The organism is Desulfomarina sp. (assembly GCF_054039375.1).
Window position 1 is genome coordinate 1 of the sequence record NZ_JBPLBA010000100.1, and the last position, 15,539, is coordinate 15,539.

Genomic DNA, 15,539 nt, shown 5'->3' on the forward strand with positions numbered 1-15,539 from the left:
TATTGGAGACAAGAGTTATTGTTGTTGAGTTGGGTGTGGATGTGATTTTGAAATCAGTGAGAGAATTGGCAAGGGGTTCTGTTTTTTCATTCTGTTTGCCGGTTGCCGGAAAAACTGAAACGGTAAGTATATTTCCATTGTTGGTGACTGTGTAATCATGGCTGTCAGCCAGAGAAAATTCAAAACGAAGAACAGGTGGTTTCTGTTTTTTCAGGTCCAGTATTTTCAGGGAGACAAAATTGTTGTCGGCAACCCTGACGGTACTGTCTGACACGTTTGCGGCAAACACTCCTCCCGCAATATCGACTACCACTCTGAATGGAGAAAAGCGTTCCGAGACCGTATAGGCAGGAGGTGAGGAACCTGAAATAATATATGTAAGTGTATTGTCGGCGAGTTGAGTCTGAACGGCAGAAATCTGGTACGTGACACTGTCTGCTGCTTTGGCTGAACTATAAAATATCATTGACAATACGCAACATGCGAAGAAAACAACCGAAGAAGATCTGGTTAACCCTTTATACATTTTTTATTCTTCTCCCTCTTTCTTTAAGGTCATCACTACCTCTGTGATGATTTTTTTTCCTGCCCGTGTTTCTGCAGTTTCTTCAATAATTACATTTTGGGAGGTGATGTCTTTGACAACACCTCTTCTCCCTATTTTTATACCTTCCGTAATTACATATCCCTTTCCCGTGAAATCCTGTACCATGGCGATTTCATCTGTCCCTTTGCGGAGAAGAGCAACGAGGGTCAGCTGGCCCGGCTCAAAAAGCTGCATTCCCGTGAGTGGCTCGTTTTTTTCCACAATTTCATTCATGTCAACCGCAGGAGCCGTTGCCTTTTCAGTAATGAAGGGGACAAACGGGTCCGGTCGGTCTTCCAGCACATATTCGAATGGAGGGCCATCTTCTGCTTCCAGAGCAGGAACAGTTTTTTGAGTCTGACCAGCAAGTGTCCAGTGTATATTCAGGAAAAAACACAGGACCAGACTTTGCAGGAAAATCAGCCTTGTAGTCAGAAAAACTGCTTTGAATAGAGTGAACAGTCGATTCATGAGTTTATTGTTTTTTCGGTTTTGCCAATGGTCTGTTGGTGAAGCGATATGTTACAAGCTGGCAGCTCGAGTTGAGTAACATCTCACCTGCTTCCTTTTTGGGCGATCCCATTTTTACATTTGAAACAGTAACAATTCTCTTTAATTTACTCACCTGGTCAAAAAAGAAGCCCATGTTATGATAAGGACCTCTGACATCGATTTTGACTGGTATTTCAGCATAAAAATCTTTCGGAACATCAGGAAGAGGTCTGAATGAAAGGAAATCAAGACCCGCCGCCCGGCCAAGAGAAGAAATATCTTTTAGAAGCTGCGGGATTTCTTTTTCATCCGGCAGGAGTGTTGCCGTCGCTTCAAATGTTATCTCTGCCTCTTCGAGTTCTTTTTCAAATTTGGCGAGGTCTGCAGCTTTTCTTTTGATATTCTGGATCTGTGTCTGCAGTGCAGCTATCCGGTTTTCAAGATTTTTTATTTTTTTTGTATTTGGTTGATAGAGAAAATAATAAAACAGTGCTGTCGGCAGAAGGATAAGAAAAATCATGATTACCACTTTGGCTTTTGGCTTCAGTGGCATGAATTTTTCGTCTAAAAAAGTTGTAAAGAATGTGTTGCTCATTTCATTATATTGGCAAAGTTTAGAATCATTTCTTTTTTTGCTTTGTTTCTTTTTCAGAGTCTTTTTTTTCAGGCTGTGCCACGGTGCAACTGAGGGCAAAAGACTTCAGGTCTCTTCCGGATATTGTCTTCAGGGAAGAATTGGTCAGAGAAACCCCCTGGACAAACGGGGAGGCTTTAAGGGTATCCATAAACTGGGCGATAGTCTGATTGTCAAGGGCAACACCTTTCAGGTTGAGAGATGAATTTTGCTGATTCAGTGATTCGAGCCAGAGTCTGCTGTTGTCCACGCTGTTGGCTACTTCATCCAGAACCCTGACTGTCAGTGACGAATCGGATTTCAGTTTTTTGATAACACCTGTTTTTCTCTCAAGCTCTTCCCTTGTCTTTTTGAGTTTGGCAATTTTTTGCAGGATGGGAGTATATTTAGCTTTTTCTGCACTGAGAGTGTTTACTTTCGCCGTGAGGGTTTTAATATTCTGGACCTGCGAGTAACCCACCAGTGCCAGTGATGCCAAAACAAGGAGAAAAAGGAAAAGCATGCCGAAAAACTGTTTCTTCGCTTTAGCTCTTTTTTGCAGCTGTCTGATGGGGAGCAGGTTGATTTTGAGCATTGTTAGGTCTGTTGCGGTAAGCTGATAGAAGTTAAATGGATGATGACCTGAGAGCAATTCCGGTTGCAATGGCCATTTCCGGGGCTATGTTTTCAAGGTAGTTCCGGTCTATTTTTTTCTTATTATAAGAAATATTAGTGAAGGGATTAAACAGCTCCACAGGAAGTTCTGTCTCTTTTGCGAGAAAATCGGTTAACCCGTTAACTTTAGACCCGCCACCACTCAATATGAGTTTTGTCAACAGTTGATCCGGATGGTTGGAATGGTAGAGATCAATTGCTTTTTTAATTTCCAGTACCCACTGGGTGCAGGTGGAAGTAAATATTTCTTCAATTTCCTGCTGTTTTTCTTCAGCAGCGATATATCCTGTCTTGAGAGCTTCAGCTTCATCAAAATCAAGATCAAATACATTCTGAATCTGTTCCGTCAATTGTCTGCTGCCGACAATGATATCCCGCGCAACGACTGATATCCCGTTTGACAGGATGTTTATGTTCATTTTGGACGCCCCTATATCCACAAGAGCGACGTTTTCATTGGACTGATAATTGTATTCGTATGTATTTTCCAGGGCAAAACCGTCAACGTCAACAATAACCGGTTTCAGCTTGAGCTCCTGCAGCATTTCAAGATAATCGTCGACGATTTCTTTTTTGGCTGCGACCAGCATCACGTCAGTTCTGTCGTTATCGTCACTGTTGGTTTTCAGATCCTGAAAATCCAGGTAGACATCTTCGATATCGAAAGGAATATACTGTTCAGCCTCTTCCATTATATGTTCTTCCAGTTCAGTCTCCTCCATGACGGCAAGGTTGACTTTTTTCACGATGACTGAATACCCGGAGATGGAAAAACCCACTTTTCTGTTTTTTATTTTCAGGTTTTTAAATAAGTCGGAAATGGCCTCTCCGACAATTTCCGGTTCGTTGAGTGTTCCGTCATCCACGGCACCCTCCGGAAGAACCACACTGCCAAGGGCAAGAATGGAGTAACCTTTGCCTGATTGTTTGAACTGGCAGACCTTGATCGCATGGGAGCCAATATCAACACCGACAACCAGGTCACTTTTGGAAAAGAACGGCATTTTTAGTGGTAAATGTTAGAATTGATAATTATCCAACCGCTGAATTGTGATGGGGCAAAGAATCGCAAAATGCTGATTTTTCGCATATATTTAGTATATTAGTGCACAAAATAAATGCTTTGTCAAGAAAAACAAGAATTCATTTCCAGATAATTTGCTTATTTTACAAGGTGTTAAACTTGTTGATATGATTGTCAGGATTAAATTTATACTACATGTTGTTGTATCAGATAGATGCAGCTCTTCATGTTGTGTTGGAGTGTTTGGTTTTCCGGAAAAAAACATGAGTGGTGGGTGAAATTTAAACTTTCTTGTAATTGTAGTCTTTTTCAGGTAGTTTTGGCGTGTTCATTATCTGCCTGTGATTGACGTGAGTTTGGAGATAGTGAATAGTTGCTTCAGGCAACCAAAATAAACTTTCTGTCCGGCACCTGTAAACCGGGAGGGCAGAACAAAATTGTAATTTAAATGTATGAGGGGTAGGAGCTTGTCCGGAAAAAACGGTGGTAAATCTGTTTTCAGAGAATATTTTGAGGCAATAGTTATTGCAGTACTGCTTGCCTTGTTTATCAGAACTTTTGTTGTTCAGGCTTTTAAGATACCATCCGGTTCCATGTTGCCTACATTGCAGATAGGTGATCATCTTCTGGTGAACAAATTTATATACGGTATAAAAGTGCCGTTTTCCGGGAAAGTGATTGTGCCTTTTAAAAAGATTGCCAGGGGCGATGTTGTTGTCTTCCGGTTCCCGAAAGACCGTTCTGTCGATTATATAAAAAGAGTAGTTGGTACTCCAGGGGATACCATCGAAATAAAAAACAAACAGGTTTTTGTTAATGGTGAACCCATGGATGATCCCCATGCTCATATATCGTCATCGGCAATACTTGATAAAAAGGTGAGTCCAAGGGATAACTTCGGACCGATTCTTGTTCCCGAAGACCGAATCTTTGTTATGGGGGATAACAGAGATAACAGTTATGACAGCAGGTTCTGGGGATTTGTCGACCAGAAAGATGTTCTCGGCAAGGCATTTATTCTTTACTGGTCCTGGGATATAAAGGAACCGTTGTTCTCGTTAGATCGTTTTGCTTCAATACGCTGGGGCCGGATTGCCAATCTTATTGATTAGTGCCTGTCCATAGTTGGTCTTTTTGCCCGATATCTGCGTTGCCCGAAAAATTTTATCCTCGGAGGTAAGCGTAGACTCCGATATCAGTTATATGCCTGCGGTAAAATTTCTCGTGCGCCTTGATCTCGAACAAAAATCCTCATTTCTGGACAGACACTGATTAAATGATGCTTTGAAAAATTAGAATTTTTCAAGGTACTACTGAAAGTGTAACTTTTTACTGGGGCGGCAACTCTATGATTTTGTTACCTCTGAACTGTAATTGCCCGCAGGTGCGCTGAAATTTTGGTACATCTCAATCAGTTAATGTATATTTGGGAAATCAGTTGTTTTCTTTTTCCTGTGGGATTACCGGTTGCAGGACTCAGGGAGTACCTGCCCGGAATGGCCCTTTAGCTCAGACTCTATGTCATGCTTAAGGAATAATGCCTTGAATATCAATTAGATGTCTGCGCTTATTCTTTTTGCAGTTCTTGGTTTTGAACGAAATTGCACATTTTCGGACAGACACCAGGTAATAAAAAATACTCAGAATGGTGAGCGAATTGAATCCGGATGAGAATTTTCAGCATTCACACATTTTTGGTATAGAACAGTTTTCCGTACAGGATATAAATCATATTCTCGCCACTGCTCATTCCTTTAAGGAAATTGCCGACAGGCCGATTAAAAAAGTTCCGACCCTTCGTGGTAAGACAGTCATCAATCTTTTTTTTGAGCCATCAACAAGGACTCGTCTTTCATTTGAAATCGCGGCAAAGCGGATGAGTGCCGATACCTTTAATATTTCCGCTTCAACAAGTTCGGCCACCAAAGGGGAAACCCTGACGGATACTGCAAAAAACCTTGAAGCCATGAGTCCTGACGCCATTGTTATTCGTCACTCAAGCTCTGGAGCTCCGCAGTTACTGGCAAAACATATTAATGCATCGGTACTTAACGCGGGTGATGGCACCCACGAACATCCCAGCCAGGGATTGCTCGACATGATGACGGTCCTGGAGCATAAGGGCCGGATCGAAGGACTGAAAATTGCCATAATCGGGGATATCAGTCACAGCCGTGTCGCCATGTCTGATATTATCGGTTTTTCCAGAATGGGCGGCCATGTCCATCTTGCGGGTCCCAGGACATTTATGCCTCCCCATATTGAAAAAATGGGTGCGACAATCTGTGACTCGGTCAGGGAGGCTGTGGAGGATGCCGATGTGGTAATGGCCCTTCGTATTCAACATGAGCGGCAAAATGATTCTCTTATCCCGTCCCTGCGTGAATACGCCCGTTTTTATGGTGTCAACAATCAGTTGCTGCAGGCGGCCCGTCCTGACGCAATAGTTATGCACCCCGGTCCTGTCAATCGAGGTGTTGAGATGAATCCTGATGTCGTCGATGGCAGGAGATCAGTCATTCTCGATCAGGTGAGTAATGGTGTTGCTGTTCGAATGGCACTTTTATATCTGGTTATTGGTGGCAGCCGGAGTGATCAGGGAGGGGGACAATGAAAGAAGTGATTATTTTACGAAATGGTCGTGTTCTTGATCCCGGAGTTTCACTGGATGCAGTAAAGGATATATGGATTCGGGATGGAATGATTGTCAATCCCGGAAACGGATTTCCCGAGACAGCCGAGATTGTTGATGTTTCCGGTTGCTGGGTTGTACCCGGTCTGATCGATATGCATGTTCACCTGCGAGATCCGGGAGAGGAATACAAAGAAACCATTGAAAGTGGTTGCCGGGCCGCAGCCGCAGGCGGATTCACAGGCGTGGCATGCATGCCCAATACCAACCCGGTTAATGATAACGGTTCAGTTACGTGCTATATCCGTGAAGAAGCGCAGAAAGCGGGTTTTGCCCATGTCTACCCGGTTGGTGCCATCAGTCGGGGAAGCAGGGGAGATGAGCTTGCCGAATACGGTGAAATGAAAGAGGCGGGAGCGGTTGCCTTTACTGACGACGGTCTTCCTGTGCATGACAGTCAGTTGATGAGAAGGGCCATGGAGTACAGTCTTTCCCATGACTCTTTGATTATGTCCCATGCCGAAGAAAAGTCGCTGTCGCGTGGTGGATGTATGAATGAAGGGGAAACGGCAACCAGGCTGGGGCTGCAGGGTATCCCCAATGCTGCTGAAAGTATCATGGTTTACCGGGATATTGTCCTGGCCGAACTTACCGGGGCAAGGGTGCATATCTCTCATGTTTCCACGGCTGAATCGATTGAGCTTATCCGGCGGGGTAAGGCAAGAGGGGTCAGGGTTACGGCGGAAAGTGCTCCGCACTATTTCATGCTGACCGAAGAGGCTGTCACAGGCTATGACACTCACGCCAAGATGAATCCACCCCTTCGCTCGAGAAAGGATCTGGAAGCGGTTCGCCATGCCCTGGCAGACGGTACCCTTGATGCCATTGCCACTGACCATGCGCCCCACTCAGTGCTGGAAAAGGATGTGGAATTCAATTATGCTGCCAATGGTATTGTTGGTCTTGAAACAGCGCTTTCCCTGGGGCTTGCTCTGGTCAGGGAAGAGGTGATAACCCCTTTGCGGCTTTTTGAATTGATGAGCACCAATCCGGCCGGGATTCTGGCAGTTCCCGGGGGAAGTCTGACAGTCGGATCTCCGGCTGATATAACTGTGATTGATCCGGATAAAAAGTTTGTCTTCGATGCGCAAAAGAGCTTTTCCAAAAGTGCCAACTCCCCCTTTTCCGGGTGGGAGCTTCAGGGCAGAGCGGTTCTTACCCTGCTCGGCGGAAGAGTTACCCACAGAGAAACACTGGGTCAGTGAGTAATTTTATAAAATAAAGAGTCACTGTCCTTTGGAGTCATTGTATTATTTTGCTGATTATTCGAATCTGTTACCCGGCCTGAACCTGCGAAGTCATCACGGGCCGTGGATAAGGGGTTTTCAGGTTATATCGTGGGGCAGACTTCGAACAACGGTAATTCTCTCCGGAGTCACTTCAGCTTGGTAAACGAGAATCCACACACCTTTCCGACCGGCCTCCACTAATGTTTTTCCATATACCGGATCAATGTGGGACGCGGGAGAAAATCTGTCGGCGTCCATTCTCTGTACGAGAAAAAATATACAGGTCTGGTATCCCTCCTTTTTTAATCTGATCAATTCGTTCAGATGTTTTGTGCCCCGCTCTGTTTTTGCATCGGGAAACATGGCACAGCCATTTTCAGCCAGAGAGCAGTTTTTTATTTCCACATATGTTTTTTCCTCACCCCTGCTGATCATCAGGTCAAGACGGCTGTCGGCCGAGGTTTTAACTTCTGCCCTGATGGCATCAAAGGAAGAGAGTTCCGGGATGAGTTTTTTCTGTATTGCCTCGATCACGAGTTTATTGGTACGGGAGGTGTTAACCCCGATCCAGGTCCCTTTGCCCCGGACCATTTCAAGGGTGTGGGGATATTTTCTTTTCGGGTTGTCTGAAATGGACAGGCGCACAGGGCTGCCCGGCGTAGAACAGGAGAGCATTGTGCCTGTGTTGGGGCAGTGGACTGTGAGAATTTCGCCGTTTTCCAGGCGCACATCCGCGAGAAAACGTTTGTATCTATAGATGAGTGTTGCCGGGATAAGGGGGGCGTCAAATTGCATGGTAAAAGAAGTTGTTTTCGCAATCTTTGTATTGCAGTTGGGTGGAGTAAGTGCTACATAGTTGGTTACCGGGAAGATGAGTCATGGTGTGCTTTCTGCTGTGATAAATCTCCTGATACCGGCGGTTGTCGGGAGTATTAATTGTTATCTCCGTAGTACAACATGAAAACTGTGTCGCTCTGTTATAACTTAAATACTGCAATTATTGTTGAGGATCCAGGTTTATAGTTATGTTCAACAGTCGATGAAGCATGCCATTCTACAAGGAAAGGAGAAGCATTGCTATGAAATTAGGTATCAATGGTCTGGGACGAATAGGAAAACTTTCCCTCTGGCATCATGTCGCGAGAAAACACTTCTCGGGAATTGTTGTCAATATCGGCCGCGAGGTCGGATGCGGATTGGATGATCTGGCATCTATGCTGGAAAGAGACTCTACTTACGGACGGTTAGGAACCTACCTTTATGGACATAAATGCCCCAGGGTCATTGAAGAGCTGAATGAGGAGAAGGGAACCATGGTTGTTGATGGTATTCCTGTAACTGTTCTACGTTCCTCAAGGAATCCGAAAGATATTTCCTGGCAGGATAATGGTGTCAGCCTGGTGGTGGACACTACTGGTATTTTTACTGATCCGACGGCAGATCCGGATGTTGAGCGGGGCGCCCTGCGCGGCCATATGCAGGCCGGTGCGGAGAAGGTTGTTCTTTCGGCACCTTTTAAAATTAAATCAAAAGGGCTGGAAATGCCGGAAGATGCCATTACCACTGTAATGGGAATTAATGATGAGATGTATGATTCGGGACAGCACTCCCTTATTTCGGCTGCTTCCTGTACAACCACATGTCTCTCTTATATGATCAAACCGCTTATGGAAAGGGTTGGTGCGGATAAGATACTCAGTGCATCCATGGTGACGGTCCATGCGGCAACAGGCAGTCAGCAGGTACTTGACAGATTGCCCGGCGCAGGAGCGGTTGATCTCAGAAAGAACCGCTCCATACTGAATAATATTATCCTTACAACCACCGGAGCCGCCAAGGCTCTCGCCCTGGTTATTCCGGAAATGGGTTCCATCGGTTTCATGGCGGAATCGGTCAGGATTCCAACGTCCACTGGTTCACTGATAGTCCTTGTGTTAAATCTGCAGGATGATCTGGACAGTCCCATTAAAAGAGGGGATATTAATTCTATTTACAGGGAATTTTCCCAGAATAATTCTTACCTGATGTTTACCGAAAAACACAATGTTTCTTCGGATATCCTTGGTGCTCCAGCGGCTGCCGCCATAATAGAGGGTTCCGAGACCCATACCCGGACGGCGGCAATACAGGTGAATCTTTCCCAGATTAAGGGGTGTCTTGCTCCCGGAGCCGATCCCATTTTAAATGTTCCTGTTACCCAGGCGGTTGTCTATGGCTGGTATGATAATGAACTTGGCAGTTACACCAATATGCTTGGCGACCTGGTAGTGAAGGTTGCGGGAGAAATGCTGTAACCTGTGATTATCCGTGCTGCTCTGCCGGCAGATCTTGAAGAAATTCTCGCAATTGAAGATGATTGCCCCTTTGGCTGGTCCAGGGAAATGGTGGCCGGGGAATTGGAAGGCCATCCCGGCATTCAGCTGGTGGCGGAACAAATGTCAACACTGTCCGGCTGGTGTTGTGGTACTTTGGTGGTGGACGAAGCGGAATTGCACAGAATTGCGGTTCTAAACCGGGAAAGAAAACGGGGAGTGGCTTTTCAGCTTCTACAGGATTTTGAACGGCGATGTGCCTCTCAAAACGTGTCTTCAGTTTTTCTTGAAGTGGCCGAAAAGAACATTCCTGGCCGTCGATTATATGAAAAATCGGGTTATGTTCAGGTGGGCAGGCGGAAAAATTATTACAGTCGGGTTTCTGAAGATGCCCTGGTATTGAAAAAGAATATTCCCTGAATACCGCCCTTTCAGGGAGTGCAAAGGGAGTTATCGTATGAAAACGATCAAAGATTTGGAGCTTGCGGGAAAAAGGGTTCTGGTGCGGGTTGATTTTAATGTGCCCATGAATGACCGTTTTGAAATTACTGATGATATCCGCATGCGCATGGCGTTGCCGACCATAAACCATGTCCTTGAAAAGGGCGGCAGGCTCATTCTCTGTTCCCATCTCGGCCGTCCGAAAGGAAAACGGGTCGAAAGTTGCAGTCTTGCACCCGTAGCTGTTCATTTGAGGGAGTTAACCGGCCGTAACGTTATTCTCGCCCCTGACTGTATTGGTGAAGAAACGGAGGAGATTGCGGGATCCTTAAAGGAAGGAGATATTCTTCTTCTTGAAAATCTCAGGTTCCACCCAGGGGAAACTGCTGGGGACAGCCGGTTTGCCGAACAGCTTTCACAACTGGCCGATGTCTATATCAATGACGCTTTCGCAGTTTCCCATCGGGCCCATGCCTCCGTTGTCGGGGTGGCCGGGTTTGTGAGCGAAAAAGGTGCCGGGTTTCTGCTGCAGACGGAAATGGACTATTTTCACAAGGCAATGGATAAACCGATTCATCCGCTTGTGGCTCTGGTCGGTGGTGCCAAAGTTTCTTCGAAACTTGGTGCGCTTGAAAATCTTCTGGACAGGGTGGACCGGATGATAATCGGCGGGGCTATGGCCAATACTTTTTTAAAAAGTATGGGGGTCGATATGGGGGCATCCCTTGTGGAGGAGGATCTTCTGGACAGTGCAAGGCAGTTGATCGAAACTGCAGACCGGAAAGGGGTGAAACTCTATTTTCCGGTCGATTTTGTCGTGGCTGACAGGTTTGCTGCTGATGCGGTTGTAAAAAATGTAACATACAGAGATATTCCGTCAGACTGGCTGGCCCTGGATATAGGGCCTGCCTCAACTCTCCTGTTTAAAGAGGCATTGGATGATGCAAAGACAATTGTGTGGAACGGTCCCATGGGTGCCTTTGAAATTGATGCGTTTTCGCGGGGTACCATGGCTCTCTGTCAGGCCGTTGCCGGTTCCCATGCCCTTTCCATAACCGGAGGAGGGGATTCCAATGCGGCTGTGAAGAAGGCCGGGGAAACGGAAAATATTTCTTATATGTCGACGGGGGGAGGTGCTTTTCTCCGGCTTATGGAAGGAAAGGCACTCCCCGGAGTCGAGGTTCTGGAAGCATGAGGCTGTTATTACGGCTTTTTGCAAATATTCCGCAGTAAAAAAGGAGAAGAACGATGAAGAAACCACTGATTGCAGGGAACTGGAAGATGCACATGACCCTGGCAGAGGGATGTGCTCTGGCTGCCAGAGTGGCTGAAAGCTGTATGGATCTGACTGATCGGGAGATACTCCTTGCTCCGCCATACACAATTATGGCCGAGGTGGCCCGTGTTCTCGAAAAGAGCCCGGTTATAGTCAGTTCCCAGAATATCTGCTGGGAAGAAAAAGGTGCGTTTACCGGGGAAATTTCTCCTGTTATGGTAAAAGATGCCGGTGGCAGTGGTGCAATTGTCGGTCATTCTGAGCGTCGTCAGATTTTTATGGAAACAGATGAGCTGGTGAACCGGAGAGTAAAAGGGGCGCTTCGTTTTGATTTATTGACCATCCTCTGTATTGGTGAAACACTTGAGCAGCGTGAAATGGGAGAAACCAATGCAGTGCTGGAAGGGCAGCTGCGCCGGGGGCTCGACGGGGTGAGTAGCGCGGATATGAAAAATGTTGTGATTGCCTATGAACCGGTCTGGGCCATCGGCACAGGTAAGACTGCTTCAAAAGAGCAGGCCCAGGAGGTCCATCTTTTTCTGCGCAAACTTATTGGAGAAATATATGAAAAAAATATTGCCGAGCAAACAAGAATATTGTATGGTGGCTCGGTCAAGCCCACGAATGTTGATGAGTTGATGGCCCAGCCTGATATAGATGGTGCCCTCGTTGGTGGTGCTGCTCTGGATGCTGAGTCATTCGGAAGAATAATTAATTTTGAATCATAATTTTTTCGTTTTCGGGGTGTATGGATACTCTACTTACAATTGTACACGTTGTTGTCTGTATCTTCCTGGTTGGGATTGTGCTGCTGCAGCATGGTAAGGGTGCGGATATTGGTGCTACATTTGGTGGATCCAGTCAATCTCTTTTTGGAACGGAAGGTCCTCTGCCTCTGCTGAACAAAATTACAACTGCAGCGGCGATAATTTTTATGTTGACTTCTGTTACATTAGCGTATATTTCATCTCAGTCCGGGAATTCATCTGTGATGAGTGCAGTGACTGTTGAAAAGCCGGCTCAGGTGGCAAAACCTCTTGCAGGCGAAGATAAGGTGATGGACGTTCCATCAGGAACGGAACAACCCGCAGGAAAGGCAGCAAAGCAATAAAAACATGAGTGCCGAAGTGGTGGAATTGGTAGACGCGCACGCTTGAGGGGCGTGTGGGGCAACCCGTGCCGGTTCGACTCCGGCCTTCGGCACCATTTTCATTTCCAAAGACTTCCGCTAAAGTCTTTTAAACCCGCAGCCTGAAAAGGTTTGCGGGTTTTTTCTTTCCATTACCTTCCAATAACTTTCTATATTTTCTTTTGACATCCTCTACATATTGTGTCTAATTATGTGTGTAGAGCAAAAAAGGAAGCGAATAGTCGTATTGTTTTTGGTGTGATTTCTTTACCGAGGGGATGGTTATGCCGAAACCGAAACTTACTGTTGCAAAAGTACGCAGCTTTAAAGCGAGAGACAGGGCTTACACTGTCGCTGACGGCGAAGGGTTGTCAGCACATATTTCTCCTTCCGGGGTTGTCTCATGGCGATACAGATACCGATATCTTGGAAAAGCAACCACCTTTGTGATTGGGAAATACCCTGAGATGTCCCTGAAAGAGGCCAGAGAGGAACACCGGCGGGCAAAAGCGTTGCTGCGCAAAGGAATAAATCCAACGGCGGAAAGAAGACGATTGAAACTGTTGGCATTGAATAAAAATGAAGGGCAAGGTTCCAGGAAGAAAAACTGTTTTCGTGTCGTGGCCGAAGACTGGATGGAACAAAAAACGGCCTGGAGCCCTGAACATGCGAAAGCAGTACTCAGGACGCTTAAAAATGATGCCTTCCCGGTTCTTGGCGATTTACCGATTGATGCCATACAACCGCCACAAGTTTTAGAGGTTGTTCGCAGGATTGAGAAAAGAGGCTCTTATGAAATTGCTTCAAAAGTGCTGCAGCGAATTAACGCTGTGTGCAGATATGCGGTCCAGACAGGAAGGGCTCTGCATAATCCGGCATCTGAAATGAAAGGTGTTCTGAAAAAAAGAATCGTTGAGCACCGACCGGCATTGACTATCCATGAATTGCCTGAGTTTCTCAAAAGGCTGAACCTTTCAAATGAGCATATTATTACCAAGGCGGCATTAAAGTTTACTCTCCATACCGCAGTCAGATCAGGAGAGGTGAGGGGGGCCACATGGCCGGAATTTAATTTCAGGACAAAGGAATGGAGGATACCGGCAAAGCGAATGAAAATGAGAACACCGCATGTCGTTCCCCTGGCGGAACAGGTGATTGAAATTTTACGATCAATGATGGCCCACTCAACCGGCAAAAAAGGTTATGTGTTTCCCGGCATAAAAAATCCTTACAGGCCTCTTTCTGAAAACACGATGCTCTATGCCCTGTACCGTCTCGGCTATCATTCCAGGGCAACCGTGCATGGTTTTCGGGCCGTGTTTTCAACCATTACGAACGAATCCGGTCTTTTTGATAAAGACGCCATAGAACGACAACTTGCCCATAGAGAGAGAAACCGCGTACGGGCTGCCTATCACCGCAGTGAGTATCTGGCACACAGAGCGGAAATGATGCAGTGGTGGGCGGATTTACTTGAACGTCTTGAGTACGGGGAGGAAGATGAATGAAAGACTGGTTACCATCCGGGGAAAATAAAGACGATTACCCCGATCCGGAAACAACATCAGATATGGCCTGGGCATGGGAATATTTACGCCGTAACCTTGAATTTCAAAAAGCATGTTCTGATCTTGATGCTTTTGCAGAACAGCATAATATCCATGAAATAATTAAAAATGTTAGAACTCGAACAAACTTAAAATCAGGAGATTATGAGCTGGTAATGGAATACTATGAAAATTGTAGAAAGCTGGATAAACAATTTAAAACAAAAATAGCAGGGCATAGACATCCTGATATATCTCTTGGCTTTTATCAACAACATTTTTTAATGAGTAATGAGCGGATAAAACCTGGTTTCTTAATTTATGATCATCCTGAAAAAAACAACAGTTTTTATTCTTTTGGAACTGATATGATCCCTTTTATTATTGATATGATCCATTTTGATCACTACAAAAAAAATGAAGAAACAGAAATAGAAATAAAAACTGAGCCGATGAATCTTCTTATAAGTATTAATTTACGTAGCTCTATCAAAGAACAGTTTGAAGTTGCAAAAAAATTTTCAACAAGCTTACAGCAAAAATTGAATAAGATGGGGCTTGTAAAAAAAAGAAACGCAATCAATGGTGAAATAACTGTTGAGAGGTTGAGAGCGCACGACATTGAGTTTCATTCCAGACTGAAAGGACAAGAGGATTATAAAGTTAAGATTAACAAAATACTTTTCCAGGACAAAATTGTCACAAAAGATGACAATAGAAACTATGTAAAGGATGTTGACAACAGATTGTACGAAGCAAAAAAATTTATTGAAGGAAAATACAAAGAACTAATTTAATAACTTATTGAAAATAAACCGGATAGAAAAAGGGGGCTGCCTAGCTAGGCAGTCCCCTTTTTCTATCCGTGAGCATCTTTTTCTATCGAGTATTCTGGGAAGCAATCGGCCAATGGATTCAAACGGCCACAAAAAAAACTTTTCGGAGATAGAAAAAATGAAAACAATAACAAATGAAAATTTTCCACCCGTTGTCTGTGTTGACCCGGTTCTTTCGAAAAAACAGGTCTGCCACCTCACGAATATAGGCAAATCAAAACTTGCCGAGCTTATCAAAAATAACCACTTCCCAAAGCCGATTGTACTGGGACCAAAAGGTTCCAGAGGGATTGGCTGGCGTGCGTCAACAATCAACAAGTGGCTTGACGAACAGGAAAGAAAGGAGGTGGCGCAATGAAAAAGAAAATTTCCCTTGCAGAACTTGAATCATATCCTTTGCAGGAACTTCGAGGCCGCCTGGATCTTTGCCAGGAGGCAATATCTGTCGTGAGATTTTTCGCAGATAAAAATCTCGGAAGAAATTCCACTATCACGGAAAAGGTGTACGAGCTTGGTAACTCTCTTCGTTCTTTTCGGATATGTTTTGAAGGCCTCATTTCAATTGCATACAAATCCCTGGGCAGAAGGGCAGATATTATTAGAAAAGCTCCTGAACGGGCGTATGATCAACGTTTGGTCAATTTGAGAGAGCTCAAAAATGAACCATACGATTTTATTTACGCAATG

The 15,539-nt window shown here is 45.1% G+C and carries 18 protein-coding genes and 1 tRNA gene; 13 read left to right on the plus strand and 6 right to left on the minus strand.

Annotation, left to right across the window (positions count from 1 at the left end; genetic code table 11):
- The 5 genes from ACXLDX_RS05600 to pilM form a co-directional block, all read right to left on the minus strand.
- The coding region (locus tag ACXLDX_RS05600) for a hypothetical protein (RefSeq protein ID WP_457576214.1) at positions 1-466 on the minus strand (466 nt) is incomplete at its 3' end.
- Positions 467-529: 63 nt separating this feature from the next.
- The gene (locus tag ACXLDX_RS05605; RefSeq protein WP_457576215.1) at positions 530-1,057 is read right to left on the minus strand and encodes a pilus assembly protein PilP; all 528 of its coding nucleotides are present in this window, start codon (positions 1,055-1,057) and stop codon (positions 530-532) included.
- A gap of 4 nt (positions 1,058-1,061) precedes the next feature.
- On the minus strand, positions 1,062-1,631 hold the full coding sequence (locus ACXLDX_RS05610; protein ID WP_457576216.1) for a type IV pilus inner membrane component PilO: 570 nt from the start codon (positions 1,629-1,631) through the stop codon (positions 1,062-1,064).
- A gap of 67 nt (positions 1,632-1,698) precedes the next feature.
- Positions 1,699-2,286 (minus strand): PilN domain-containing protein, encoded by a 588-nt coding sequence (locus ACXLDX_RS05615; RefSeq protein WP_457576217.1) that lies wholly within the window; start codon positions 2,284-2,286, stop codon positions 1,699-1,701.
- Between the two features lie 31 nt (positions 2,287-2,317).
- Positions 2,318-3,370 (minus strand): type IV pilus biogenesis protein PilM, encoded by a 1,053-nt coding sequence (pilM, locus tag ACXLDX_RS05620; protein WP_457576218.1) that lies wholly within the window; start codon positions 3,368-3,370, stop codon positions 2,318-2,320.
- A gap of 487 nt (positions 3,371-3,857) precedes the next feature.
- Between pilM and lepB the strand changes: the two genes are divergently transcribed.
- From lepB to ACXLDX_RS05635, 3 genes are all read left to right on the plus strand, one after another.
- A complete protein-coding gene (gene lepB / locus ACXLDX_RS05625) occupies positions 3,858-4,502 on the plus strand; it encodes a signal peptidase I (RefSeq protein WP_457576219.1) in 645 nt (214 codons plus the stop codon).
- A 533-nt stretch (positions 4,503-5,035) separates the two neighbouring features.
- Positions 5,036-6,004 (plus strand): aspartate carbamoyltransferase catalytic subunit, encoded by a 969-nt coding sequence (locus tag ACXLDX_RS05630; RefSeq protein WP_457576220.1) that lies wholly within the window; start codon positions 5,036-5,038, stop codon positions 6,002-6,004.
- Positions 6,001-7,287 carry a dihydroorotase gene (locus ACXLDX_RS05635; protein WP_457576221.1) on the plus strand — a complete coding sequence of 429 codons (1,287 nt, stop codon included), beginning with the start codon at positions 6,001-6,003 and terminating at the stop codon, positions 7,285-7,287. The genes ACXLDX_RS05630 and ACXLDX_RS05635 overlap by 4 nt, the downstream gene beginning before the upstream one ends.
- Positions 7,288-7,407: 120 nt before the next feature.
- On the opposite strand, the gene sfsA is transcribed toward ACXLDX_RS05635, so the two are convergent.
- The gene (gene sfsA, locus ACXLDX_RS05640; protein WP_457576222.1) at positions 7,408-8,106 is read right to left on the minus strand and encodes a DNA/RNA nuclease SfsA; all 699 of its coding nucleotides are present in this window, start codon (positions 8,104-8,106) and stop codon (positions 7,408-7,410) included.
- A 284-nt stretch (positions 8,107-8,390) separates the two neighbouring features.
- Here sfsA and ACXLDX_RS05645 point away from each other — a divergent pair, with 284 nt between their 5' ends.
- The 10 genes from ACXLDX_RS05645 to ACXLDX_RS05690 all read left to right on the plus strand — a co-directional run.
- Positions 8,391-9,605, plus strand: a complete 1,215-nt coding sequence (locus ACXLDX_RS05645) for a type I glyceraldehyde-3-phosphate dehydrogenase (RefSeq protein WP_457576223.1) — start codon at positions 8,391-8,393, stop codon at positions 9,603-9,605.
- A 3-nt stretch (positions 9,606-9,608) separates the two neighbouring features.
- Positions 9,609-10,043, plus strand: a complete 435-nt coding sequence (gene rimI / locus ACXLDX_RS05650; RefSeq protein WP_457576224.1) for a ribosomal protein S18-alanine N-acetyltransferase — start codon at positions 9,609-9,611, stop codon at positions 10,041-10,043.
- 37 nt (positions 10,044-10,080) lie between these two features.
- Positions 10,081-11,259, plus strand: coding sequence for a phosphoglycerate kinase (locus ACXLDX_RS05655; RefSeq protein WP_457576225.1), 1,179 nt, complete (start codon positions 10,081-10,083; stop codon positions 11,257-11,259).
- 53 nt (positions 11,260-11,312) lie between these two features.
- Positions 11,313-12,068: a triose-phosphate isomerase gene (gene tpiA, locus ACXLDX_RS05660; RefSeq protein ID WP_457576226.1), complete on the plus strand. Its 756-nt coding sequence runs from the start codon at positions 11,313-11,315 to the stop codon at positions 12,066-12,068.
- Between the two features lie 20 nt (positions 12,069-12,088).
- Complete coding sequence (gene secG / locus ACXLDX_RS05665) at positions 12,089-12,451, plus strand: preprotein translocase subunit SecG (protein WP_457576227.1); 363 nt, start codon at positions 12,089-12,091, stop codon at positions 12,449-12,451.
- A 10-nt stretch (positions 12,452-12,461) separates the two neighbouring features.
- Positions 12,462-12,546, plus strand: a tRNA-Leu gene (locus tag ACXLDX_RS05670).
- A 207-nt stretch (positions 12,547-12,753) separates the two neighbouring features.
- Complete coding sequence (locus ACXLDX_RS05675; RefSeq protein ID WP_457576228.1) at positions 12,754-13,977, plus strand: tyrosine-type recombinase/integrase; 1,224 nt, start codon at positions 12,754-12,756, stop codon at positions 13,975-13,977.
- On the plus strand, positions 13,974-14,813 hold the full coding sequence (locus ACXLDX_RS05680) for a hypothetical protein (protein ID WP_457576229.1): 840 nt from the start codon (positions 13,974-13,976) through the stop codon (positions 14,811-14,813). Before ACXLDX_RS05675 ends, ACXLDX_RS05680 begins: the two co-directional genes overlap by 4 nt.
- A 157-nt stretch (positions 14,814-14,970) precedes the next feature.
- Positions 14,971-15,210, plus strand: a complete 240-nt coding sequence (locus tag ACXLDX_RS05685) for a helix-turn-helix transcriptional regulator (protein WP_457576230.1) — start codon at positions 14,971-14,973, stop codon at positions 15,208-15,210.
- On the plus strand, positions 15,207-15,539 hold a 333-nt coding region (locus ACXLDX_RS05690), incomplete at its 3' end, for a hypothetical protein (RefSeq protein ID WP_457576231.1). The genes ACXLDX_RS05685 and ACXLDX_RS05690, both read left to right, overlap by 4 nt.